Here is a 20,514-nt window from a genome sequence, read left to right on the forward strand (position 1 = left end):
AATCCAGGACCATGTGGTTTTCGTGAGCCCGCGATTACTTGATCACCACCCCCCACGGGCGCACGCCAACGGTGATGTCCTGTAGCTTGACGTTTTTCTCGGTATCGATCACCGACACACTGTCAGATCGGCCATTTGCCACGTACAACTTCTTGCCATCCGGAGTAATTGCCATATTCCATGGGCGCTGTCCAACCGGCACTGTCGCGATGATCTTGTTGCTAGCCGTATCAAGTACCGACACTGTGCCATCGCCACCATTGGATATATAGACACGTTTACCATCTGGATGGACGGTGACGCCATTGGATCGTGTTCCACCTTTCAGATGGGTAAGCACCTTATGAGTCGCCATATCGATGACATAGATCTCACTGCTGTTTTCCGCCGCCACATAGGCCCGGCTGCCATCGGGTAGAAAACCGATGCCGCGCGGGCGATCACCAATCTTCAGTTGTGCAACCTGCTTGCGTGTCGCAAAATCAATGATATCCAGCGCGCCGCCGTCCTCCGCGCTGACAAGCAATGTCTTGCCGTCGGGACTGAAGACCGCGTGCTCGGGGTTTTCTCCCTGCACCTTGATATTGGAATCCAGCTTGTTGGTCTTGGTGTCGATAATTGTCACCTCATCGTTTTCTTCAACGGCGGCAGCAATCCAGCGACCATCGGAAGAAGCATAGACGCCCTCGGGAGACTTGCCCAAATCGACAGCCGGACCCATCTTGCGGGTTTCGATATCGATCAGCTGGACACTGTTATTGGGCTGGTCACTGACATATAGCCAATTGCCACTGAACGCCAGCCCTCGCGGCTTCTTCCCCGCCGGCATATCGCCGACCACCTTATCGGTCGCAGTATCGATGATCGAGATAGTGCCCGACCCCTCGTTCGGAACATAGGCAAATGGTGCGGCGAGCGCCAGCACGGAAAATGACATCAATCCTATTGCTGCAAGGTGCTGGAAGTGTGGACGTCTCATCAGTTTGTCTCCAATCTATTTTTAGAAAATGCGCTATTACCGTTCCGGGAAACAACGCGGCAACATTCGCGAAAAAACTCGATCGCGATCGACAAGCAAGTGCTTGAGCCCTGCGAACACATGCAAAATAACCAGTGCAAGCAGCAACCAGGAAGCCACCTTGTGGGTCTGGTTGAAGATTGCATAGATAAGTTTGCTTTCAACACCCCAGGGAGGAAAGGTGACCACATTGAAAAACTTGACGCCCCATTTGCTGTAATTGGATGCGATATAACCCGACAAGGGCATGACGACCATGAGGACATACAGGAGAATATGGGTGGCTGAAGCGATACGCTGCTGGACGCGAGGAATGGTGTCTGGTAGCGGAGGGGGCTTGTGCGTAAGCCGCCAACCCACACGAACCAGTATCAATAAACCAATCAGGATACCGCTGCTCTTGTGGAGATTGACGAAAAAGCTACGCTCGGGCACTCCGCGCGGAATCTCCTGCAAGTACCATCCAAACGCGAACTGGCCTAGCAAAAGAACTGCAATAAGCCAATGCAGCACTATTGCCGTACGCGTGTACTGTTGAACCATCACACCATCCCCCTTTTGTTACTCGAGCATTCTTATTGTTGTGCCAAATCACTACGTACGCTCGCAGTCTTTCACGGCCAGCCGCAAAGCGTCGCGGATCAATGGGTCTTCCGTAGTATGCGTGCCCCGGAGGACCCATCTGACCTCCGCCTTCGGCAAAACTTCCAACAACCTGACCACGTTACCCGGTGGACAAATCCAGTCATGAGTCCCATGGACAAAGACAGGAACGACCGTCATACGACGCAATGCAGAATGGAGCTCTTCTTCGTTAACGAAACAGCCCTGCGAAAGGTAGTGAGACTGAACACGATATTTGTCCAACTCCGTTATTTGCCGCCCGTTCGACCTTACACGCCTGCCCAGCATCGCCGCCATGATTTCTTCCTCGTAGCGTCCCCAGCGCGCTGCCGCATCCAACGCGATGTCGGGCGCTCCAATTAGCAAGCGCTCTGCCAATGTTGGCAGAACCGCCCTGTTTTCATTAACGCTCATCCCCTCGGTCAGATTGCTCCATGCCAGGGGCGCCAAAGCTTTCAGATCCTGGAAGAACCATTCCAGCTGTTCATCACAAGGAATGAATACGCCACGCAGCACCATTCCATCTACGGAAGCAGGATGCGTGCCAGCATAAAGCAGACCAAGCAAGGCCCCCCAGGATCCGCCGACAACCAGCCAGGTTGAGATGTCCAGATGCCGTCGCAGCTGTTCCAAATCCTGGATGAGGTGATGTGTGGTATTGGCGGCGAGGCTTCCTTTTGGAGTGCTGCGGCCGCAGCCTCGCTGATCAAACAGCACTACCCGATGCCGGGTCAGGTCGAACCATTCCAACATTCCGCTATGGCAGGAGCTTCCGGGCCCTCCGTGCAAGACCACTACAGCGGGTGCCTTCGGGGTTCCAAACTCGGCGTAATACAGTTGATGGCCATCGCCTACATCAAGGACACCTTGCGAAAACGGGACGGTCATGAGGGATGTTTTCCTTATATTTTTTGGACTTGTGTCAGCTTTGGCACACGTGCTCCATATATGCAACAAGCTGCTACGTTGACTAACTTCCAACATCCTGATGCTAAAAGCGCCTTTTTTAACGATAACCCTATTTGCGTGTCCGGGTTGCTTGACAACCGGGTCGTGCGTGATATTATCAAATCGACTGCAGCGATTAGAGCAATACAGCATTAGTCCAAGCGGTCGCCGATCTTTAGAAAAGTGACGCAAACTTTCGCCAGGAGATGCCATGAAATGGAGTAAACCGGAGTTTTCCGACCTACGCTTTGGCTTTGAAATCACCATGTACATTGCCAATCGTTGATACGATCTTAATATCGCGAACAGCGCGGCGCTAGTAAAAACCGGCGCCGCGCTTTTTTGTCGGATGGACTATGAAAGTTATTGTTCTCGGCTCCGCTGCCGGCGGTGGATTTCCTCAATGGAACTGCAACTGCCCCAACTGCGATGGCATGCGCAAAGGAGCCATTCAGGCCAAAGCCCGGACGCAATCGTCCATCGCCGTCTCCGACAACGGCAAAGAATGGGTACTGATCAATGCGTCCCCCGACATCCTGGCTCAAATTCGGGCCACACCGGCACTGCAGCCAGGCCGCAGCATCCGTGATACAGGAATAGTCGCCGTAATGCTCATGGATGCGCAAATCGACCACGTCACTGGCTTGCTCATGCTGCGTGAGGGAAAGCCCATACCTCTGTATTGCACCGCATCCGTCTGGGACGACCTTTCCACCGGGCTGCCTCTGACCAACGTGCTATCGCACTATTGCGGCGTTGAATGGAAAAACCTGTTGACCGACACGGATCAGGCACAGGCAATACAAGTGCCCGGCGTGGCCAATATCAGCTTTACCGCCCTGCCGCTCAAGAGCAAGGCTCCGCCCTATTCACCACGGCGAAACTCACCCGAGCCGGGCGATAACGTAGGACTGCTCATTGAAAACACCATAACAGGAAAAAAACTGTTCTATGCACCCGGCTTGGGCGAAATCGAACCTCACATCAAGAACGCAATGCGAGAGGCGGACTGTGTGCTAGTAGACGGTACGCTCTGGACCGAAGACGAAATGATACGCCTGGGACTGTCGAAGAAAACATCCGCCGATATGGGGCACCTGCCCCAATCCGGCCCTGGCGGCATGATAGAAATACTCGATACGCTCGGCTCCCAGCGCAAGATTCTTATTCATATCAACAACAGCAACCCGATACTCAACGAAAATTCGGAACAGGCAGCCATACTGAAAAGTCACGAGATCGAGGTCGCATTCGATGGCATGGAGATAAACCTGTGAACGCCCCGCCCCCCTTGCATACCACAACCAGCCCCGCCTGGGACCGCATAGAATTTGAAGCGCAACTACGTGCGAAAGGTGTGGGTTATCACATCAATCATCCGTTCAACGTCAAGATGAACAATGGCGAACTCCGCCCGGACCAAATTCGTACCTGGGTCGCAAACCGCTTTTACTATCAGATCAGCATTCCTCGCAAAGACGCGGCCGTCATCGCCAATTGTCCAGACCGCGAGACACGCCGAAAATGGGTCGAGCGCATACTCGATCACGACGGCCACAACGGCAATCCGGGCGGCATCGAAGCATGGGCGCGCCTTGGCGAGGCGGTTGGAATCGAATCCGCCGAACTTTGGTCTTTGAAGCACCTGGCGCCGGGGGTACGCTTCGCCGTTGACGCCTATGTCAATTTCGCCCGGCAGGCGCCCTGGCAGGAAGCAGTCTGTTCATCGCTCACGGAAATGTTTGCACCCAAGATACACAAGGACCGTCTGGCCAACTGGCCGCAGCATTACCCCTGGATAAATGCCGACGGCCTGCAATACTTCCGCAGCCGTATTTCGCTTGCGGAACGGGATGTCGAACATGGCTTGCAAGTGACGCTGGATCATTTCACACGTCGTGAACAGCAAGAGCGCGCGCTTGAAATCCTGCAGTTCAAACTCGATGTATTATGGTCCATGATGGACGCCATCGAGAAAGCCAATCCCTGACCAGGCTATCAATCATGAGCGAGATTCCCGAAAGGCCCAAGTTGTCCAGACTGTTCCGACTCCAGTGGGAGGAAACGCAAGACAACTATGTGCTCCTGTATCCCGAAGGAATGGTCAAGCTCAATACCAGCGCCGCCGAAATTCTGAAACGGTGTAATGGCGAGCGTGACATCGCCGCCATTGTCAATGATCTTGAAATTACGTTTTCCGCCACTGGTCTGCAGGCTGACGTTGAAGATTTCATGCAAACCGCTCACGAGCGCGGGTGGATACGCTAAAGGGTGCCAAGATGAATGCCAATTACGCCCCACAGTCGATCACACCCCCGCTTTGGCTCTTGGCTGAACTGACTTACAAATGTCCTCTGCACTGCGTGTTTTGCTATAACCCGCTGAACTATGCACAAAACTCGCACGAACTGACCACGGCCCAATGGGTCGACGTAATGCAGCAGGCGCGCAAGCTGGGCGCTGCGCAACTGGGCTTTTCTGGCGGTGAACCCTTGCAACGCCCTGATCTCGAAGAACTTGTCGAAGAAGGAAGCCGGCTAGGCTATTACACCAATCTAATCACCTCGGGTGTGGGCCTTACCGAACCGCGCATTGCGCGCATGAAGGAAGCAGGGCTGGATCACATACAGCTATCGTTCCAGGACTCCACCAAAGAAATGAACGATTTCCTGTCCAGCACCAAGACGTTCGACTTGAAAATGCGCGTAGCCAAACTGATCAAACAGTATGACTACCCCATGGTCCTGAACGTCGTGCTGCATCGCCATAATCTGGACCACGTCGGCCGCATCATCCAGATGGCCGACGACATGGGTGTGGAATACCTGGAACTGGCCAACACCCAGTATTATGGCTGGGGACTTGTCAACCGCGCCCAGCTTCTTCCCGATCGCGAACAGCTCGTGCGAGCAGAAGCCGTTGTGAACGACTACCGCGAAAAATTCGGACACAAGATGCGTATATTCTTCGTCGTACCGGACTATTTCGAAACGCGGCCCAAGGCGTGCATGAACGGATGGGCCTCGGTATTTCTGGGGATTGCGCCTGACGGTTCCGCACTGCCTTGCCATGCGGCCAAGACGCTGCCCGGCATCGAATTCCCCAACGTGACTGAACATAGCCTGCAGCATATCTGGTACGACAGCGACGCTTTCAACAAATACCGTGGCGACGGCTGGATGAAAGAACCTTGCAGGTCGTGCCCGGAGAAGGACAAAGATTTCGGTGGTTGCCGCTGCCAGGCCCTGGCATTGACTGGCGATGCCAGTAACGCTGACCCGGTCTGCGATAAATCGCCATTCCATCAAACCTTGCAGGACATCGTCGCGGCGGCGCAAAGCAAGCCGACAGTCACCTCATCCGACAAACCCATCGTCTTTCGCACCGACGCGAACTCAAGAGCGTTAAGCGGCCTCGCCGCAACTGGCCAATTCGACCCGGAATAGCTTTTCCATAGTGTTGCGGCGTTGCGCGGACCGGCTGGGTCGGCCCGGTCAACGCATCTCGAACGCTTCCCGATGCATCCGCAGGCCTCGACCGAGCAGCCGTCGCAGGCTTTCATCCAGACTCCGCGCAAAGCCGGCCGGACCGCAGAACCAGACGTCCATCTTGCCATTACGCGGCGAGCCGGCGGCTAACAGCCTACTGGCGCCCAGACGTTCAGAATGGCTCGCATCATGCAGGTGCAGGCTCACGTTGGGCAAGGTGGCGCACAAGTTGCGGATATGTTTCACGAAGGGGTCGGTCTTCGCGTCACGCACGCAGTAGTGCATCTGCACGGGGACTGCCGAAGGAGTGTCCTGCATGCTTTCCAGCCATGCCAGGAACGGCGTCACCCCGATACCGCCGGCAACCCACACCTGGGCGGCGTCCTTGCGGCCACGACGCCAGTCCAGCCGGCCGTATGGGCCTTCCAGCATCACGGGCTGGCCCGCATAAAGGCGGCCGGACAGCTTGCGGGTATAGTCGCCCAGCGCCTTGATCTGGAAGGTAATAAGGCGTGAATCCCGTTTTGGGGCGCTGGCGATCGTGAAGGGATGAGCGCCCTCAAGACGATCGAATCTCACAAACGCGAACTGGCCGGGGCGATGGACGGTCCAGCCAGTCCCGGGATCACAAACAACTTCCAACACGTCGCCATGCTGATTGAAGGAGTCAATACGGCCCGCATGCTGGTGATGACGACCGATGCGCTGGGCCAGTGCAATCGCTGCAGCCACCGTTCCTCCCGCCAGCAATACAGCTTGCAGCAAGCCGGTCTGGCCGGACCAATACGCAAGAGGCATCAGCGCCACCACATGCATCACAAGCATCAGATAGAGCACAGGCATGGCCTTGTGCAGCAAGCGCCAGGGGCGATAGGGAAAACGCCTCCACAAGGCGAGTACGAGCAGGCCAAGAAGCAGATATATTGCGATTTCGCCCACGTCCTTGGCTTCGGAGCGCAAGGGCTGGAAGAGATAGAAGACGGCCTCTTTTGCCGGACGGCCTGACTTGCCGATCAGGTCGCGCAGCAAGTCGCCGGCCATCTCTATCAGCCAATGGGCAGCAGCAAACAGAATTGAAAGAATGCCGCCCCACTTGTGCAGATGATAAATTTTATCCATGCCCCCGAGCGGGCCCTCGAGCCAAGCGGGGCGCGTGGCCAGCACCATGACCAGGGACATCAGGCTGATGGACCAGATGCCAGTGAGGTAAAGACCGTGCTGCCGCAGCAACCAGGGCCAATCCCCATACATCGGGTTAACGTAGAGCGCATCCCAGGCCCAGGCAGCCGTCAGAATGCCGAGAAATCCGACAAGCAAAGTTCTGGTTTTCATGAAAAACTCCTGCCGCCGCAGTCTTGCCGGGCGGCACCAATTCAAACCCGCGGGGTGCCTTCGGATTCCGGAGACGATCCCCGTGTTAGACGTCCAGGACCTTATGGACAGGGTTCAGATCCAAGCTCAACGAAGTTCGCCTGCTCTTTCACGATCACCCCGCTGATCCGGGTCGCTTTCCCGTTTCCGATCGCGCAGCTTTTCGCCAACAATCCTGCCTTCCAGCGGTTCAATGTAAAGCTTGACCGTACGCCCTTTACTGTCCCGCGCCTTGGCCTCATAACCATCATTCTCGCGCTCGATTTCGCGCACGTCGGTATAGCCGGCGGCTTCCAGCCTGTCATAAATTTGCCCCAGGTTGAGCCATGTGTCCTGCTGGCCGGACGTATTGGGCTGGCCAGCAGGGGCAACAACCGCCCCCCCGGCTTGACTGATGGGACCTTGCGACTGCCCATAGGCAAGGCCGGCCGTGGCTGTGGCGGCGCTCAGTGCGAGAACAATTGCGGCTTTCGTGTAGCGGTTGGACATGACATACTCCTTCTTGGTTGTGAGAAACGGCCGCGCCCCTGGATTTGGGGCTGTGCCGGTAACGCTTGCCGCCATTCTGCTGCTCGATGCATGAATCCCCCATGAAGCCGCCGTTCATGTTCCGTTCATGCTCATAACGGTAAAAGAAAGGCGGAAGACGGGGTGCACACGACACTCTGCAAAGGTCGGACCAGGAATCAAGCCATGAAAATGACACCCAATTGCATACGCGCACTACCCTCGCGGCGACGCGCCTCCCTCCAGCTCGTGCTGGCGGCTGTCATGCTGGTGTCGTTGGCGGGTATTCCCGGGACGGCCCATGCGCACGAACATCTGGATCACGATCGGGCGCGGCAGGCGCTGATATCAGGCGAGGTACTGTCGCTGCGACAGGTGCTCGATCTGGTCGGACGTGAATATCCCGGTGAGCCGGTCGAGATAGAATTCGAACATGATGATGGTCTCTACGTGTATGAAATCAAGCTCCTCCAGCCTGGCGGCACCATTGTGAAGATGAAGGTCGACGCCGCGACCGGCACGATCATCAAAATCAAGGGGCGCGGCATCGAACGAAGGAGCAATGACTGATGCGTATCCTGGTGGTAGAGGACGACCCCGCGCTTTCCGGGCAGCTTAGCCGCGCACTGGCCGATGCTGGCTATGTCGTGGATAGCGCTGCGGATGGCGCCGAGGCGCATTACAAGGGCGAAATAGAAACCTACGACGCCGTCGTCCTTGATCTCGGGTTGCCGATCATGGACGGCATCACCGTGCTGCGCAAATGGCGTGACGCGGCGCGCGTCATGCCCGTGCTCATACTCACCGCACGCGATAACTGGCACGAGAAAGTCAATGGCATGGACGCGGGGGCGGATGACTACCTCACCAAGCCGTTCCACATGGAAGAACTGCTGGCCCGACTGCGCGCCCTCATCCGGCGCAACGGCAAGCATGCCAGCGCCCACTGGGCTAGCGGCAATATCGTGCTCGATACGCGCCAGGCGCGCGCCACTGTCGATGGCCAGGCGCTCAACCTGACGGGCCATGAATACCGCGTCCTGGCGATACTCATGCAGCGTGCCGGCGACGTAGTGTCGCGCAGTGAACTCGTCGAGCACATCTATGCGCAGGACTTTGAGCGCGACTCCAACACCATAGACGTCTTCATCGGCCGGTTGCGCAAGAAATTGCCGAAAGGGGCGATCGAGACCGTGCGCGGCCTGGGCTATCGGATGCGTGGAACCGACGTATGAAACGCGTGCTGGGCGAACTGCATCACTCTCTGCGGGGCCGACTGCTGGCCGGCACCCTGACATGGATACTGGTATCGATTCTCGTGGCTGGCTGGGCCCTTTCCGACCTTTTCGGACAGCACATGGCACGGCAACTGGCATCGGAGCTATCCGTGCACATGAATCAGCTTGTTGCAGCCCTATCTGTCGACGAGCAAGGTCAGGCGAGCCTAGCCTTCGAATTGTCCGATACGAGGCTGCAACAACCGTATTCGGGGCTGTACTGGCAGATCGACCGGTTGCCCCCGGAGGGCCCACCGTCCGAAGCCCTCTATCATTCGAGGTCCCTGTGGGACCAGACCCTGCGTCTGCCACCAGCAACGCCTGAGACAACATACGCCGGGCTTGTACCACTTCCCGGTCCGCGTAATGGCAGCATGCTTGCCCTGTTGCGTGTGGTCACGCCACCGGAAGGCACCGCTGCCTATCGCCTGATCATCGCCGCCGATAGGCACATCCTCGACGAGCCTTTGGCCGAGTTCCGCATGCTGTTGGTCGGCTTTCTAGGCTTGCTGGCGCTGGGGCTGACGACGGTTGCCATCGTGCAGGTTGTCGTCGGGCTTAGGCCCCTGGCTTTGCTGCGGCAACGGTTGGCGGACGTACGTAGCGGACCCGCAAGCCGCATTGAAGGCCGCTTCCCCAACGAAGTCCAGCCGCTGGTTGACGAGTTCAACGCCGTATTGCACAGAAACGGTGAGATCGTGCAACACGCGCGGACCCAGGCAGGCAACCTGGCCCATGCGATCAAAACCCCCTTATCCATTCTGGCCAACGCCGCGGCGCGGGAACAGACGCCCTTCGGTCACCTCGTCGCCGAACAGGTCGACTTGGCCACGCGGCAGGTCGAGCACCACTTGGCGCGAGCTCGCGCGGCGGCCGCTGTACGAACACCGGGCATGCGCAGTGAGGTCCAACCCGTCATCCGGGGACTGGCCCGGGTGCTGATCAAGCTTTATTCGGACAAAGGCGTGCAACTGAACACGGATGCGGTTGCGGACAGCTTCATCTTCAAGGGGGAGCAACAGGATCTCCAGGAAATGCTGGGCAACCTCATGGAAAACGCGTGCAAGTGGGCCGACAGGAATGTGCAGGTGTCCGTTGCTGTCCACGACGGGGACACACCGGGCATGATCGTATTCCACGTCGAGGACGACGGGCCCGGCCTGCCTGAAGCACAGCGGGAAACGATCTTCCAGCGAGGGGTTCGCATGGACGAACGCATGCCCGGATCAGGACTGGGCTTGGCCATCGTAAGAGATCTTGCCACGGCCTACGGCGGGTCCGTACAGGCATGCGCCTCGTCCCTCGGCGGCCTGGGCATTAATCTGTATCTGCCCGGCGAATCCCTTTTACCTACGCTGCCACAAAGATCCGCATGCAATCCTAAGGTTTGAGCGCATCTCAGGTAGCGGGCTCCGGCAAGAAAGCGCTCGATCGACGGACGACAAAAAACCCATGTTCCTGTAAGAATCATGGGTTTAGCGTTTACTTTGAACTGTATTCTAAAATTATTGGTGCGACGGCGAGACTCGAACAGTCAATGTTTATGCGGCTTTCAAAGACTGACAGTCGTGAAAATACCCAAACGCATACCCAAAATGTCAGGCTTGCACAAACCAGCCTGATGTATTGTCGCCTGCGAACAGCGCTAACACAAGGTCACTGAACCACCCAACCTACTGGTAAATACCATGAACGAACCTCTCTCCGAGGTCATCCGCATCCGAGTGACCTCATCACATGCTGCCCGCTTGGGCGAGGCGGCCGCCCTTTCCGGGCTGTCCCTCTCTAACTATATAAGGCGTCGGCTAAGTGCAGACGACACGCTGCAGGAAGAACTTTCGCTGTTACGACAAATCGTGGCGGAACTGACCAATCTACGAGACACCCGTAAGGCGGCGATTGAAACGGTCCACTTGGTTCGCGCTATCGCCAAACCCGAGCAGATCGCTATCGCCCATCACAGTCTGCAACGTCAGATCTGATTTCCTTGGCCTTCTCACGGCCACCCACTTCTCTCTCCACGGAGTATTCATGAAATCGCACACCCCCTGGGTGGTCGCGCTGGTTTTCGCCTGCGTGACGACTTTGCCTGCACATGCCCAGCAGACAACCACTTCTGGAAGCAACGTCCTAACCGGCATCCCCCGCCTGGCCTGCGAAGCAACGCTATGCCTGTCTTCCAGCTTGCGGCCTGGCGAATGCAGTCCATCCCTGGACCACTACTTCGACATCAGGAAATACAACAAGCACGGCCTGGACTGGTCGGCAACCGTCTCAGCGAGACGTTCCTTTCTATCCCAGTGCCCCGCGTCCGACGACCCAGGCATGTCATATCGCATCGACGCCATTTCGCGCGGAGCCGGGAAATGTGATGCCGAGTTTTTGAACCAAACCTATGCCGATACTGCGTACAAATGGCGCAAGCGCGATTACGGCGACGACAGCGTGCAGACCGTCTACGAGGTCCATCCGCTACCTACTGTCACCCTCGACCAACTGCCCACCTATTGTGTCGCGTACAACGATCATGCCTGGACTTATGAGCTGTCCGTACGCTACGTCGGCAGACCAACCATGGGCGGGCACTGGGTCAAAACCGAAGAGTACGAGGCGGCGCAGGCCAAATGGAATGCCGAGCATAGTGGGCTATGGGCTAAAGGCTGGAGTTTTTCCCTGAGGGACCCCAGGCACCGGGGCGGAAGCTGAGGAGCCAGCCATGATCGCAGAACTTGCAGCCCTGGCCCTGAGCTGCGCACCCAACGTCCACCCGGTCACGCTGAATGCACTGATCCGCCATGAGTCCCGAGCCCGTCAGTTTGCCATCGGCGTAAACCGCAAGGGCCAGCACCTGCGCCAGCAACCTCGATCCTTGGCCGAAGCGACCGCAGCCGCTGACCGCCTCATTGACCAGAGCATCGACTTCGATGCCGGACTGGGACAGATCAATGTTCGGAACTGGGCTTGGTTGAACCTGGATAGCACGACCGTCTTTGATCCCTGCCGCAATCTGGCGGCCGCTCAGACAGTACTAGCAGAGTGCTATGCCAGAGCGTTGCCCCGAAAGACGGATCCGCAGCATGCCTTACGTGCCGCACTGTCCTGCTACAACACCGGCAATTTCAAGCGCGGCTTCGCCAACGGCTACGTAGGCAAAGTGCTGGCCCAAGCCAAGATCAAGGTTCCTGCGTTGGCACCCCTGAAAAATGAAACGACTGCGCCCACGACAAAGGCCACGCCGGCAGAGTCGGCGCAAAAAACTGATCAAGAACCACCTGCACAACCTGAAGGTACACCGGACGGCTTCAGCGCCAACCCGGCGACCGACGGCTTTTCACAAGCGCGTGACGGCGAACCAGAGATCAACCCGGACGCAGACGCCTGACGCACCCCTGGCCGGCCCGGCCACGATTATTCCTTTTCTTATCAACCACCACCCCTGCGCCACTTGGTGCCTAGGGGCAGGAGTCTTTGCATGTCTCTACTGAAACACATCCAAAACGCTACGCCTTTCATGCACATCACCAACAAACTGACTACAGCCGCACTGCTGTTCGGCATCCATCAGGCTGCATTTGCCCAATCCATCGGCGGGCTTTCCCGAGCGCAAACCACATTACAGACGCTCAGAGACAATCTGGACGTCATCCTGCCCATTGCTGCCATCATCATCGGCATCATCATTTTTGTACTGTATTCCGCAGAGGTCATGCGCAAAGACGATGCCATCCGTTGGGGGATCGGCGTGCTTCTGGCAGGTTCCGCTGCCGAACTGGTTGTACTGCTTTGGAAGTAAGCCATGGCTGCCAACACTTATCCAGTCTTCAAGGGACTGGGCCGCAAGGCCACATTCATGGGCATTCCAACCAAGCTGTTACTTGGCGCCTTTACCTGCGTGGCCATGATCGCCATGACAGCAGGCCTGGCTTGGTGGGGCTTGCTCTTCGTAGTCATACCCACGCTTGCCATTCTCACCCGCGATGACGATAAGGCCCTGGATGTGCTCTGGCTCGAACTGAAAACGCGACGGCGCAACCGCAATCAACGCTTCTGGCGCGGCTCAAGCTACGCCCTGCAAGGCTATCACCGGCGTCGGCCCTGGCGCGCGCTCATCAAGTAAAGGATGTTTCCATGACTGCTGCTACCACCCTGGCCGTGGACGAACGGCGCGTCTCGCGCTACCTGCCCTATTCCCACCATGTCACCGACCAGATCATTTCCTGCGACAACCATGAATACCTGGCTGTCATTAAAGTTACGGGCCGCGCTCCGGACGCCTATGCACCAGATGAACTTAAAGACTGGATCGAAGCCCTGCATAACGTGCTACGCGGCCTGCCCATGGGATCGCTTGGCCTGTACTCCCACATCGTGCGCCGCCGCGTCACGGAATACCCCGACAGCACGTTCAACCAGCCTTTTGCCTCCCGGTTCGATGCCGCCTACCGTGCCACATTCGATGCCTCGGGCCTAATGATCAACGATCTATACCTAACAGTGCTTATTCATCCGGTACAGGATCCGATACTGGGCACATTCGCCAGCCTGGAAAAAGCCGACGCGCAACGCATTGCGCACTGGCAGGCCGAATCCATCGATCGCCTGAACGGCATCATACGTGCCTTGAGCGCGGGCCTTTACCGCTACGATCCGCAAACCTTGGGAATCGTTGATCGTAAAGGCTTTGCTTTTAGCGAAGCCGCCGAGTTCCTGGGATTCCTGCTTTCCGGTACGCACCGGCCCGTACCAATCAGTCGGGAACGCTTACGAGACACCCTACCCTACGCCAGGCCGATCTTTGGCCGTCATGGGGAATTGGGCGAACTGCGTACCGTCGCCAGCTCCCGCATCTTCGGCATGATGGAGCTACGCGACTACCCTGAAGCGACAAAAGCCGGACACATGGATCGGCTGCTGGGCCTGCCACATGAATTCGTACTCACCCAGTCGTGGGGCAGCCATACTGGAGCCGCAGCAAAGAAGTTGGTCAAGATGCATCACAAGCTGTTGGTGGATTCCGGCGACGATTCGACCAGCCAGGTCATCCAACTGACTGAGGCCATGGACGACCTGACATCAGCTCGCCTGGGTCTGGGCGACCATCACGCCACGATGCTGATTTATGGCGACACTGCGGAAGCGGTGCGCCAGGCATTGGCCCAGACCGCCACGGCACTGGCCGAAGATGCGATCGGCTTCCGGCCACTGGATCGGGCGCTGGAAGCCGGGTTCTGGGCGCAACTGCCCGGTAACTGGCACTGGCGGCCACGCCCGGTGCCCATCACATCGCTAAACTTCCTGTGCTTCTCCAGCCTGCATAACCAACTGACCGGCAAACCGGTCGGCAACCCCTGGGGGCCAGCGGTCACCCTGCTCAAAACCCAGACAGGCAGCCCGTTTTTCTTCAACTTCCATGCCTCTACCGAGGACTTGGATGAAACCGGGAAACGTCGTCCGGGCAATACCATGATTATTGGGATGACAGGCACGGGTAAGACCGTATTGCAGGGCATGTTACTTACCCAGGCGCAGAAATTTGGTGCAACCTGTGTTGTCTGGGACAAGGATCAGGGCATGCAAGTGCTCGTCATGGCACTCGGGGGCCGCTACTTCAACATCCGCCTTGGGGAAGCAACAGGCTGGAATCCGTTCCAGATGAAGCCCACCAAAGGAAACGTCGCCTTCATGGTGCGCCTGGTCGTATTCCTGGCCGAGCGCCGAGGCGAAGCAGTCACCACACGTCAACAGGCCGAGATCACGCAAGCCGTGCAGCAGCTGACCACCCTGATCGACCGGGAGGCCCGCACCCTATCGACTCTGAATACGCTGCTGCCCAACCCATTTAGTGAGGATGAGACTACAAGCACTGTCCATGCTCGCCTGGCGCCGTGGTGCCAAGGCGGGGAGTACGGCTGGGTGTTCGATAACCCAGCAGATGACCTGAGCCTAGCCAGCGACACGGGCAAGCCCGCCATCTTCGGATTTGATCTGACCGAACTGCTGGACGATGACGCGGTACGGGGCGCAGCAACAATGTATCTGAAGCACCGCATTGATGCGCTGCACGATGGCCGACGCATTATCAACCTGTACGACGAATGCCAGCACCCTCTGAAGGACAAACACTTTCAGGAAGACATGCAAGATGCCAGCCGCACCATTCGCAAGAAAAACGGAGTGCTGGCCTTCGCCACCCAGGAGCCGGGCGCCATCACGGAAAATCCAGTCGGCCCCTCTTTGGTACAGCAGACGGCCACTTTGATTCTGCTGCCTAATCCCAGGGCCAAGGCCCGCGACTACATCGAGGGCTTCGGTCTGTCGCCCACTGAATTCGAGCTGTTGAAGTCTTTGGGCGAGGCCAGCCGCAAGTTCCTCGTCAAGCAAGGTTCAAGCGTCACGGTCGCCCAACTGGACTTGTCCGGCTGCGAAGACGAACTGCTGGTGTTCTCCGGTAGTCCCGACATGGCTGAGATAGCCGAACAGGCCGTAGCACAGGCCGGGCATGACCCGGTCGCTTGGCTACCTGTGTACCTGGACGCCGTCAGACGAAACCGTCAGATAACTACCATCCCATAGAAAGGTAGCCTATGAAACAAGACACTCATGACCAGGAAAAGCAGCGGGCAGCGCTTGAGCACCACCAGCGCCAGGCACAGGCCCGTGACGATCTGCAGACATTGAAGGATCATGACTTCTATACCCGCCTGGGCCTTGCTGGCCCGGACACCGGCACCCCAGATGATGCGTTTGTCATTTCCATCCATTGTGAACGCTGGACTCTTCAAGGCCTGGAAGCAGGTGGAGCCAGTACCCACGATATCGAACTCGACCGCGTCATCGTCGATGCCGATGATCTGTTGCGCCATGGCCGGGATTACGGAATTTCTGGATCCTCGTGCACCGATCCCAGCATGACCGCGGACATCTGGTTCCGCTCCACGTATCCGCCCGAAGATCGTGCTTATTTTGAGCAAGGTGTACAGAAATATTACAGCCTGCACATCCACGAAGTGAATGGCCACCCACCTGGCCCTACCGATTATCAAAGGGTGGCTGACTTGATCGGCGTGCGCTTCGATCAAGCTCTGCAACGGCAGGAACAGGGGCACGAACCAGAAGGGCCAGACCTATGCCCATAAACCCATTCAGCCTGCAACGCGTCCTTCCTTGCCCCCAATGACGCCAAGCACGTGATTTGCCGGTACATCCTGAAACATGAACAAGGGCTCGACTGGCTTACAAAGGCCGGGCACGTCTGCAGCGTGACCGACGCCTGGGCAGCTTTCAAATGCAGCCAGGCCCACCCCAAACAACCGTTCACCATAGGAAACCCAATGAATCGACGACATTTCATCACTGCCGCTAGTATCAGCGCCCTAGTAATTCTCGCGGGCTGCAAGACCGAACCTTCGGGCGAAAAATTCATTGGGTACTGGTTCTCGGACAATGGTCGTTATCCCCCAAATCTGGTTCATATCGAACGCAATGGCGAAAGCTTTCTGTTCACAGAAACCGCCTGGAATAATTTGGGCAAAGTTGGCTACCAGTCCAATACTGTACCCGCGACGATCAAGGGCTCAGAGAATATACTCGTGGTGGCCGACGCGGCTCAGGTCGCCTACAAAGAAGCAGGTGATGAGATTGTTTCCGACAGCCTGAAGGCTCGGCGCATCACAGAAGCCGAATACCAGGCCGCCGTTTCCAAAAAGTAGACGTTTACTGCTCTTCTCCGAGCACGACATCAAAAGCGGCGACCCCGTTGGCCGTCATCATTTTTCCCCTGGAGTCCTCATGATACGCTGCAAATTCCTTGCGGCGGGCATCACCTTGTCCGTCGCCTTCCTGAGTCCAGCCCACGCCAGTGGTATTCCCACGGTCGATGCAGCCACCATCGCCCAATTGCAGGAACAACTACTGACTGCCCGAGACCAGTTGCAGAACCTCACCGAACAACTACAAACGGCAAAAAGCCAACTGGCGGCTTTCACCCAGTCGAGCGGTTACGGTAATCTCGCTGGCGATCCCGATATCCGCAACCAACTACGGGCTGCGCTGCCATCCAGCGCCCAAGATCTGCTGGATCGTTCCGGCAGTTCAGGCCTGAACGGTGATGTCTCCCGTATTACTGATGATGTCATGGCACCGGTGGACTTCGGAGAAGATCGCCAACAGCTCTCAAAACGCGCACTGAACATTGAAGCCACCGCGAAGGCGATGAGCGAACGTGCTTATGACTCCATGACCCGGCGTCTGGCCAATGTGGATACCCTACAAGACAAAATCAACCAGACCACCAACCCCAAGGAAATCGCCGAATTACAAGCTCGTATACAGATTGAGCAGGCTAATATCACCGCAGAGCAGACGCGTATGCAACTGGCTTCCCAGCAACTGGAAGCAGAGCGTCACCTGCTGCAGGCAAGAGCAGAACGGGTATATGGCGGCTGGTTTGGAAACAGATCAGGATCGGGTGACGCCACCGACGCCACAGAGTAGGCCTGAACATTATGGCCAGTCTCAATCCTCCCGTCGCACCTCCGTCAGCCCCTAGCGACATCGCACAATGGGTGACAACTCAAACTGAAAGCATCCTGAGCGATGCCGTCAACGGCCCCATGCAGGCGCTGTTCGAAGCACTCATGCCAGTTATTGTGGTGGGACTCACACTCCAGTTTGTCGTGTACGCATTTGCCCTTATGCACGGACAGAGCAATATGACGGTCACAGAGTTCTTTCGCAAAGCAATTCTCGTGGTCATCATTTCGATGATTTTTGGAGCTGGTGGTCTGTATCAGGCCGGCATCGCCAAGGCCATGATTGCACTACCGGATGATGTTACACAGCTGGCACTCGGCACAGGTAACGTGGCCTTGGAAGTAGACAGACTGCAGAATGAAACCAGTGAAGCCTCCAATGCCATGCTCGGTGCGAGTGACCGTCCCTGGTACAACTTCATGCCTTCAACGAAGGAAGTCCTGGTCAGCATCCTGGCGACACTGTTGCGCATTAATGCCGCCGTGGTAGGCAGCATCATCATGGTGATTGTCGTGGTCTGCAAAGTAGGAATGGCCCTAGTCGTGGCCGCAGGCCCAATCTTCATTGCCGCCACGTTGTTTGAACCAACCAAGCAGCTTTTCAACAGTTGGGTGTCTCAGGCACTGAACTTCATATTCTTGGCCCTGCTCGCGGGCCTTGTCTTTGGCCTCATCCTGCAACTCAATATTCAGCTGATCCGCATGATCGCCGATCAGATAGAAACGGGTGTTTCTGACGTTCTCTCGCTGTTCGGAGCCCAAGTGCTGGTTGGCGCAGCAAGCCTTGTAATCATGGTCATGATCCCAGGCCTCGCAGCCGGGCTATCCAATGGCTTCGGCGCGCAGCTCGGTGTGGGTACCGCTGCCAGAGGGGTGTTTTCCATCATGCGACTGCGCAGCATGATGCGTCCGCGCGCCAAATAGGCAATCTGCCTGTCGGCCCATGCAGGGCCAATCGAACTGCTTTCCATCCCCAATCCCTCTGCCACTCCGGCAGAAGAGGAGTCCTTCCATGAATAACCTCTTTGCCGCCTTGGCGCTGGCCGGGCTGCTGGCTGGCTGCGCCTTTCATGCGCCTCAGCCGCCGCAACCCGCCGACACTCCCCGCGTGCCAGTCAATGCCACGCCGCCTCTTTCCAAAGGAGTCTGACTCGTGTCCGCACCCCTCAAATCCGAAGACGTTGCCGCCTACCTGGAGCAGTCGCGCGGCCTGGAGCGTGATCATCTCAGCGAGCTCGTCAGCAGCCGCAAACGCGCCTGGCAGGTGGCCATCGGCGCTGGTCTCATCGCCTTAGCTTCCGTCGCCGCTGTAGCGGGCCTCACCCCCCTGAAGCAGCCGCCCGAAATGTATGTGGTCCGCGTGGATAGCGCCACCGGCACCATCGAGCATGTCAGCAGTCTCGGCCAGCCGCTTGAAGACTACGGCCAGCGCATCGCCAAATATTTTCTGAACACTTACGTGCTGAACTGCGAAGGCTACAGCTGGCAAACGATTCAGGAGCAATTCGACACTTGCGCATTGTTGTCTTCCGCACCCATCCAGACGCAATACGGGACACGATTCGAAGGGCAGGAAGCCGTCACGACGCGCCTCGGCACTCAGGGCACAGTCGATGTGCAAGTTCACTCGATCACACTGGGTGCCAACCAGGCTGCCATCGTGCGCTTCACCAAGACAGAGCGGGAAGTCACCACGGGCAACATCACCAAGGTTCAGCACCTGATTGCCACCATGGCGTACCAGTACACCGACGTCCCGCTCACCGAAGAGGTCGCCCGCCTGAATCCGCTGGGCTTTCAGGTGATGCGTTACGACCTCGCTGCCGACCTGTCGCGCTGACACCGACAAGGATCTGAAGGAATTCTTATGTTTAAACACTTCCCCAGTCGGCAGACGCTGGCGCTGTTTCTCTGCTTGGCCGTACCTGCCAGCGCCCTGGCGCTGGAGACCCCTCGTTCCTCGCGGCTCGACCACCGCGTGCGCTACGTGAATTACAACGAGTCCAATGTCATCCAGTTGGATGCCGTCATCGGCGTGGCCACCCATATCGTGCTGGAGCCCGGAGAAAACTACGTCTACCACGTCTTTGGCGACAGCCAGGCCTATGCGTTTACGTACAAGAACAATCATCTATTCTTCAAGCCGACGGCAGAGGACGCCGACACCAACCTCATCGTCGTCACCGACCGGCGCGATTACAGCTTCAGGCTCTCGTACAGCGACAACCGCAATTCATCCGCCTTGTACAAACTCGTGATCCGCTATCCAGAGGTTGAAGCCAGGCAACGAACCCAAGCTGCAAAAAAGGCTGCGATTGAACGATCCTTACAGGCCGCCAGCGCTGACATGAACTGGCAGGCCTACACACGCAGCGGCGATGCAGGCATCGCGCCGGTACACGCCTGGGACGATGGCCGTCAGACCTGGCTGCAGTTTGCGCCGGAGGCCGACATCCCGGCCGTATACCGCGTCACGCCAGACGGCCAGGAAGTCATCACCAATCATCACATGGCAGATGAACGCACCATGGTGCTTCATCGCACTTCTGCCGTATGGCATCTACGCCTGGGCGATCAAGTGCTGGCCATCCATAACGACGCCTACGGCACCACGCCCGTGCCAGCACATACCGGAACGGCATCACCAGTAGTCAGACGCAGCATCAAGGGCACTGCTAGGCCTAAAGCGTCCGCTGCGGCACCTACGCCCGCCCTCCGCATACGCGAAGCCACGCAATGAAGGAACTCCC

At 57.4% G+C, this 20,514-nt stretch carries 27 protein-coding genes; 21 read left to right on the forward strand and 6 right to left on the reverse strand.

Annotated features, from left to right (window positions below):
- Positions 1-34: 34 nt before the first annotated feature.
- The 3 genes from CR155_RS10790 to CR155_RS20775 are packed head-to-tail and all read right to left on the reverse strand — an operon-like array spanning position 35 to position 2,530.
- Positions 35-979: a beta-propeller fold lactonase family protein gene (locus CR155_RS10790; protein WP_233214145.1), complete on the reverse strand. Its 945-nt coding sequence runs from the start codon at positions 977-979 to the stop codon at positions 35-37.
- A 36-nt stretch (positions 980-1,015) separates the two neighbouring features.
- The gene (locus CR155_RS10795; RefSeq protein ID WP_233214147.1) at positions 1,016-1,561 is read right to left on the reverse strand and encodes a cytochrome b; all 546 of its coding nucleotides are present in this window, start codon (positions 1,559-1,561) and stop codon (positions 1,016-1,018) included.
- A gap of 51 nt (positions 1,562-1,612) precedes the next feature.
- Positions 1,613-2,530, reverse strand: coding sequence for an alpha/beta fold hydrolase (locus CR155_RS20775; protein ID WP_158238256.1), 918 nt, complete (start codon positions 2,528-2,530; stop codon positions 1,613-1,615).
- 271 nt (positions 2,531-2,801) lie between these two features.
- Between CR155_RS20775 and pqqA the strand changes: the two genes are divergently transcribed.
- The 5 genes from pqqA (at position 2,802) to pqqE (ending at position 6,036) form a co-directional block, all read left to right on the forward strand.
- Complete coding sequence (pqqA, locus tag CR155_RS10800) at positions 2,802-2,876, forward strand: pyrroloquinoline quinone precursor peptide PqqA (protein WP_102070171.1); 75 nt, start codon at positions 2,802-2,804, stop codon at positions 2,874-2,876.
- Between the two features lie 70 nt (positions 2,877-2,946).
- A complete protein-coding gene (gene pqqB / locus CR155_RS10805) occupies positions 2,947-3,867 on the forward strand; it encodes a pyrroloquinoline quinone biosynthesis protein PqqB (RefSeq protein ID WP_102070035.1) in 921 nt (306 codons plus the stop codon).
- Positions 3,864-4,580, forward strand: coding sequence for a pyrroloquinoline-quinone synthase PqqC (pqqC, locus tag CR155_RS10810; protein ID WP_199171733.1), 717 nt, complete (start codon positions 3,864-3,866; stop codon positions 4,578-4,580). The genes pqqB and pqqC overlap by 4 nt, the downstream gene beginning before the upstream one ends.
- A 14-nt stretch (positions 4,581-4,594) precedes the next feature.
- Positions 4,595-4,858, forward strand: coding sequence for a pyrroloquinoline quinone biosynthesis peptide chaperone PqqD (gene pqqD, locus CR155_RS10815; protein ID WP_102070036.1), 264 nt, complete (start codon positions 4,595-4,597; stop codon positions 4,856-4,858).
- Between the two features lie 11 nt (positions 4,859-4,869).
- A complete protein-coding gene (pqqE, locus tag CR155_RS10820; RefSeq protein ID WP_102070173.1) occupies positions 4,870-6,036 on the forward strand; it encodes a pyrroloquinoline quinone biosynthesis protein PqqE in 1,167 nt (388 codons plus the stop codon).
- 48 nt (positions 6,037-6,084) lie between these two features.
- Here the strand turns inward: pqqE and CR155_RS10825 are convergent, their stop codons facing one another.
- Together CR155_RS10825 and CR155_RS10830 are read right to left on the reverse strand one after the other, a co-directional pair.
- Complete coding sequence (locus CR155_RS10825) at positions 6,085-7,410, reverse strand: ferredoxin reductase family protein (protein ID WP_102070037.1); 1,326 nt, start codon at positions 7,408-7,410, stop codon at positions 6,085-6,087.
- Between the two features lie 126 nt (positions 7,411-7,536).
- Positions 7,537-7,938 carry a PepSY domain-containing protein gene (locus tag CR155_RS10830; RefSeq protein ID WP_102070038.1) on the reverse strand — a complete coding sequence of 134 codons (402 nt, stop codon included), beginning with the start codon at positions 7,936-7,938 and terminating at the stop codon, positions 7,537-7,539.
- 204 nt (positions 7,939-8,142) lie between these two features.
- Here CR155_RS10830 and CR155_RS10835 point away from each other — a divergent pair, with 204 nt between their 5' ends.
- From CR155_RS10835 to CR155_RS10880, 10 genes are all read left to right on the forward strand, one after another.
- Positions 8,143-8,526: a PepSY domain-containing protein gene (locus CR155_RS10835; RefSeq protein ID WP_233214149.1), complete on the forward strand. Its 384-nt coding sequence runs from the start codon at positions 8,143-8,145 to the stop codon at positions 8,524-8,526.
- Entirely contained in the window at positions 8,526-9,191 is a 666-nt protein-coding gene (locus tag CR155_RS10840) for a response regulator transcription factor (RefSeq protein WP_102070039.1), read from the forward strand. The genes CR155_RS10835 and CR155_RS10840 overlap by 1 nt, the downstream gene beginning before the upstream one ends.
- Positions 9,188-10,624 (forward strand): sensor histidine kinase, encoded by a 1,437-nt coding sequence (locus tag CR155_RS10845; RefSeq protein ID WP_102070040.1) that lies wholly within the window; start codon positions 9,188-9,190, stop codon positions 10,622-10,624. The genes CR155_RS10840 and CR155_RS10845 overlap by 4 nt, the downstream gene beginning before the upstream one ends.
- Positions 10,625-10,921: 297 nt before the next feature.
- Positions 10,922-11,215: a plasmid mobilization protein gene (locus tag CR155_RS10850; protein WP_102070041.1), complete on the forward strand. Its 294-nt coding sequence runs from the start codon at positions 10,922-10,924 to the stop codon at positions 11,213-11,215.
- 49 nt (positions 11,216-11,264) lie between these two features.
- Positions 11,265-11,939, forward strand: coding sequence for a TrbM/KikA/MpfK family conjugal transfer protein (locus CR155_RS10855; protein ID WP_102070042.1), 675 nt, complete (start codon positions 11,265-11,267; stop codon positions 11,937-11,939).
- Positions 11,940-11,949: 10 nt separating this feature from the next.
- Positions 11,950-12,615 carry a lytic transglycosylase domain-containing protein gene (locus CR155_RS10860; protein ID WP_102070043.1) on the forward strand — a complete coding sequence of 222 codons (666 nt, stop codon included), beginning with the start codon at positions 11,950-11,952 and terminating at the stop codon, positions 12,613-12,615.
- Between the two features lie 90 nt (positions 12,616-12,705).
- The gene (locus tag CR155_RS10865) at positions 12,706-13,026 is read left to right on the forward strand and encodes a TrbC/VirB2 family protein (protein ID WP_102070044.1); all 321 of its coding nucleotides are present in this window, start codon (positions 12,706-12,708) and stop codon (positions 13,024-13,026) included.
- 3 nt (positions 13,027-13,029) lie between these two features.
- Positions 13,030-13,350, forward strand: coding sequence for a VirB3 family type IV secretion system protein (locus CR155_RS10870; RefSeq protein WP_102070045.1), 321 nt, complete (start codon positions 13,030-13,032; stop codon positions 13,348-13,350).
- Between the two features lie 11 nt (positions 13,351-13,361).
- Positions 13,362-15,806: a VirB4 family type IV secretion/conjugal transfer ATPase gene (locus CR155_RS10875; RefSeq protein WP_102070046.1), complete on the forward strand. Its 2,445-nt coding sequence runs from the start codon at positions 13,362-13,364 to the stop codon at positions 15,804-15,806.
- A gap of 11 nt (positions 15,807-15,817) precedes the next feature.
- Positions 15,818-16,369: a hypothetical protein gene (locus CR155_RS10880; RefSeq protein WP_102070047.1), complete on the forward strand. Its 552-nt coding sequence runs from the start codon at positions 15,818-15,820 to the stop codon at positions 16,367-16,369.
- A 6-nt stretch (positions 16,370-16,375) separates the two neighbouring features.
- Here CR155_RS10880 and CR155_RS10885 read toward each other — a convergent pair whose 3' ends face one another.
- On the reverse strand, positions 16,376-16,579 hold the full coding sequence (locus tag CR155_RS10885; protein WP_102070048.1) for a hypothetical protein: 204 nt from the start codon (positions 16,577-16,579) through the stop codon (positions 16,376-16,378).
- On the opposite strand from CR155_RS10885, the gene CR155_RS10890 reads away from it, so the two are divergent.
- The 6 genes from CR155_RS10890 to CR155_RS10915 all read left to right on the forward strand — a co-directional run bounded on the left by CR155_RS10890 (position 16,565) and on the right by CR155_RS10915 (position 20,504).
- Positions 16,565-16,942, forward strand: a complete 378-nt coding sequence (locus tag CR155_RS10890) for a hypothetical protein (RefSeq protein ID WP_102070049.1) — start codon at positions 16,565-16,567, stop codon at positions 16,940-16,942. The genes CR155_RS10885 and CR155_RS10890 overlap by 15 nt on opposite strands.
- Positions 16,943-17,021: 79 nt before the next feature.
- Entirely contained in the window at positions 17,022-17,726 is a 705-nt protein-coding gene (locus CR155_RS10895; RefSeq protein WP_102070050.1) for a TrbJ/VirB5 family protein, read from the forward strand.
- 11 nt (positions 17,727-17,737) lie between these two features.
- Positions 17,738-18,688 carry a TrbL/VirB6 family protein gene (locus tag CR155_RS10900; RefSeq protein WP_102070051.1) on the forward strand — a complete coding sequence of 317 codons (951 nt, stop codon included), beginning with the start codon at positions 17,738-17,740 and terminating at the stop codon, positions 18,686-18,688.
- An 88-nt stretch (positions 18,689-18,776) separates the two neighbouring features.
- Positions 18,777-18,914, forward strand: coding sequence for a conjugal transfer protein (locus CR155_RS10905; protein WP_102070052.1), 138 nt, complete (start codon positions 18,777-18,779; stop codon positions 18,912-18,914).
- 3 nt (positions 18,915-18,917) lie between these two features.
- On the forward strand, positions 18,918-19,604 hold the full coding sequence (locus tag CR155_RS10910; RefSeq protein ID WP_102070053.1) for a VirB8 family type IV secretion system protein: 687 nt from the start codon (positions 18,918-18,920) through the stop codon (positions 19,602-19,604).
- 27 nt (positions 19,605-19,631) lie between these two features.
- Entirely contained in the window at positions 19,632-20,504 is an 873-nt protein-coding gene (locus CR155_RS10915) for a TrbG/VirB9 family P-type conjugative transfer protein (protein WP_102070054.1), read from the forward strand.
- Positions 20,505-20,514: the final 10 nt, after the last annotated feature.

It is taken from the genome of Pollutimonas nitritireducens, from assembly GCF_002849615.1.
GTDB lineage: Bacteria > Pseudomonadota > Gammaproteobacteria > Burkholderiales > Burkholderiaceae_B > Pollutimonas > Pollutimonas nitritireducens.

Bases quoted from the DNA above. Each gene is read 5' to 3' on its own strand.
- pqqE (WP_102070173.1), top strand. From the start codon at position 4,870: ATGAATGCCAATTACGCCCCACAGTCGATCACACCCCCGCTTTGGCTC.
- CR155_RS10890 (WP_102070049.1), top strand. From the start codon at position 16,565: ATGAATCGACGACATTTCATCACTGCCGCTAGTATCAGCGCCCTAGTA.
- CR155_RS10905 (WP_102070052.1), top strand. From the start codon at position 18,777: ATGAATAACCTCTTTGCCGCCTTGGCGCTGGCCGGGCTGCTGGCTGGC.
- CR155_RS10845 (WP_102070040.1), top strand. From the start codon at position 9,188: ATGAAACGCGTGCTGGGCGAACTGCATCACTCTCTGCGGGGCCGACTG.
- CR155_RS20775 (WP_158238256.1), bottom strand. From the start codon at position 2,530: ATGACCGTCCCGTTTTCGCAAGGTGTCCTTGATGTAGGCGATGGCCAT.
- CR155_RS10860 (WP_102070043.1), top strand. From the start codon at position 11,950: ATGATCGCAGAACTTGCAGCCCTGGCCCTGAGCTGCGCACCCAACGTC.
- CR155_RS10790 (WP_233214145.1), bottom strand. From the start codon at position 979: ATGAGACGTCCACACTTCCAGCACCTTGCAGCAATAGGATTGATGTCA.
- CR155_RS10840 (WP_102070039.1), top strand. From the start codon at position 8,526: ATGCGTATCCTGGTGGTAGAGGACGACCCCGCGCTTTCCGGGCAGCTT.
- CR155_RS10830 (WP_102070038.1), bottom strand. From the start codon at position 7,938: ATGTCCAACCGCTACACGAAAGCCGCAATTGTTCTCGCACTGAGCGCC.
- CR155_RS10850 (WP_102070041.1), top strand. From the start codon at position 10,922: ATGAACGAACCTCTCTCCGAGGTCATCCGCATCCGAGTGACCTCATCA.
- CR155_RS10875 (WP_102070046.1), top strand. From the start codon at position 13,362: ATGACTGCTGCTACCACCCTGGCCGTGGACGAACGGCGCGTCTCGCGC.
- CR155_RS10825 (WP_102070037.1), bottom strand. From the start codon at position 7,410: ATGAAAACCAGAACTTTGCTTGTCGGATTTCTCGGCATTCTGACGGCT.
- pqqD (WP_102070036.1), top strand. From the start codon at position 4,595: ATGAGCGAGATTCCCGAAAGGCCCAAGTTGTCCAGACTGTTCCGACTC.
- CR155_RS10915 (WP_102070054.1), top strand. From the start codon at position 19,632: ATGTTTAAACACTTCCCCAGTCGGCAGACGCTGGCGCTGTTTCTCTGC.
- CR155_RS10885 (WP_102070048.1), bottom strand. From the start codon at position 16,579: ATGTCGTCGATTCATTGGGTTTCCTATGGTGAACGGTTGTTTGGGGTG.
- CR155_RS10870 (WP_102070045.1), top strand. From the start codon at position 13,030: ATGGCTGCCAACACTTATCCAGTCTTCAAGGGACTGGGCCGCAAGGCC.
- CR155_RS10900 (WP_102070051.1), top strand. From the start codon at position 17,738: ATGGCCAGTCTCAATCCTCCCGTCGCACCTCCGTCAGCCCCTAGCGAC.
- CR155_RS10855 (WP_102070042.1), top strand. From the start codon at position 11,265: ATGAAATCGCACACCCCCTGGGTGGTCGCGCTGGTTTTCGCCTGCGTG.
- CR155_RS10895 (WP_102070050.1), top strand. From the start codon at position 17,022: ATGATACGCTGCAAATTCCTTGCGGCGGGCATCACCTTGTCCGTCGCC.
- CR155_RS10865 (WP_102070044.1), top strand. From the start codon at position 12,706: ATGTCTCTACTGAAACACATCCAAAACGCTACGCCTTTCATGCACATC.
- pqqB (WP_102070035.1), top strand. From the start codon at position 2,947: ATGAAAGTTATTGTTCTCGGCTCCGCTGCCGGCGGTGGATTTCCTCAA.
- CR155_RS10795 (WP_233214147.1), bottom strand. From the start codon at position 1,561: ATGGTTCAACAGTACACGCGTACGGCAATAGTGCTGCATTGGCTTATT.
- CR155_RS10835 (WP_233214149.1), top strand. From the start codon at position 8,143: ATGAAAATGACACCCAATTGCATACGCGCACTACCCTCGCGGCGACGC.
- CR155_RS10880 (WP_102070047.1), top strand. From the start codon at position 15,818: ATGAAACAAGACACTCATGACCAGGAAAAGCAGCGGGCAGCGCTTGAG.